Raw genomic sequence first — 1,580 nt, 5'->3', positions numbered from 1 at the left:
GGGGCCGGCGGGGACTGCGTCGAGGACGGTCCGGACGACGGCGTCGGAGCCGGGGTGGGCTGGAGCGGGAGCTGCTGGCCGCCGGTGCCGTAGGACGACCCGCCCCCGCCGCCGGGCAGCGGCATCGGGCCGGTGGTCATGCCGGGGCCGCCGGTCGTCCCGGGGCCGCCCATGCCGGGGCCGCCCATGCCGGTGCTGCTCATGCCGGTGCTGCTCATGCCGGTGCCGCTCATGCCGCTGCCGCCGCTCATGCCGCCGGTCATCGCGGGGCCGAGGTCGCGGACGGGCGGGGCGGGCGACGACGGCGGCTGCCCGCTGATCGGGGACGAGGGCGGCGGGCCGTTGTGCGCGGCCGGCTGGAGGTGGCCGAGGCTGCCGCCGTGGCCGTTGGCGCCGTGCCCGTTGGACAGCGGGCCCGCGCCGAGCGAAGAGCCGGCCGTCCCGTCCATGCCGGTGAGCAGGTTGACGTAGGGCCGCAGGTGCCCGGAGCCGATCTCGATGAGGTCGTCGCATTCCTGCCGCAGCACCCGCGAGATCGTCCAGTTGCCGTCGACGGCGACGTGCACGACGGTGACGCGGATGCCGAGGTCCTGCGCGTCGGCGACGACCTGGGCGAGGTCCTCGTCGCCGGTGACCAGGACGGCGTCGGTGAGCGCGCCGTTGCGGGCGAGGGTCATCAGGTCGCGGTGGATCTCGGTGTCGACGCCCTCGCGGCGGCCGGGCCGGATCCGGCCGAGCCGCAGCTTGAGGCCGGGCAGGTCGGCGAGCGCGTCGTGCTCGGGGGAGCGGCGGCCCTCGACGGTCGCCTCGTACCAGTAGCAGCGCAGCAGCGGCATGCCGGTGCGTTCCCTGGCGAGGTTGCCGAGCAGCTGGAGGACCCCGCCGAAGTCCCACGAGACGGTCTCGCGGTGGCGCGTGCCGTGCACCGCCATCGCGCCGTCGGAAAGCAGGTAGCCGGCGTCTACGAACAGCGCGCAGCGATCCATGCGACACCGCCCTTCCTCAACACGGGACTTCACGGCATGCCCATCCGGCGTAGTGTCCCGGGTCGCCTATAGCGTAGTGAAGCGCGTCAACCCGGTAGGCCAATACGGCGATTCGCCACTCTTTCATGGCAAGCCGCTGGTTGGCGACTCCCCGGTAACAAAGATTCGGGAGCCGCGGCGGACGCTACCAGCCCCGCGGCGCCGGCCCCGCGCTTCCTCATGATCTTTACGGGAAAGGGCAGGTCACGGGCTCAGTCCCGGGGTCCCCGCGACCCTGACTTCAACCCCCCATGGCGACCAGCCTTGAACGTCATCTTCTGCGTCACCCTGTGCGGGACCTTTTGGTGGACGTGCCCGGGCGTGCCGCGCTGTCCCCGGAACGGAACGCCGCGCGGCATGGGCACCTCGACCCGCACCCGAATTTCGGTGTGCTGCCGCGAAACGCGCACCTTGACATGGATCAACGGACCTCCAGGTCGTTCGCTCGGAAGATGGCGTGGCGGTTTCGTCCGCGGGCGTTCGGGCGGCTTCTCGGCGGGCGCCTTCCGGGGCGGCGGTTCGGGCTTCGCGGCGGCCGGACGGAACGGCGGGGGC

The 1,580-nt window shown here is 73.0% G+C and carries 1 protein-coding gene; it reads right to left on the bottom strand.

Annotated features, from left to right (window positions below; translation table 11 throughout):
• Positions 1-986, bottom strand: a 986-nt coding sequence (locus tag E1287_RS43140) for an NYN domain-containing protein (RefSeq protein WP_131971921.1), incomplete at its 3' end; no start/stop codon positions are given.
• Positions 987-1,580: the final 594 nt, after the last annotated feature.

Source organism: Actinomadura sp. KC06, assembly GCF_004348735.1.
GTDB lineage: Bacteria > Actinomycetota > Actinomycetes > Streptosporangiales > Streptosporangiaceae > Spirillospora.
This window is presented reverse-complemented; position numbering and strand designations above follow the sequence as displayed.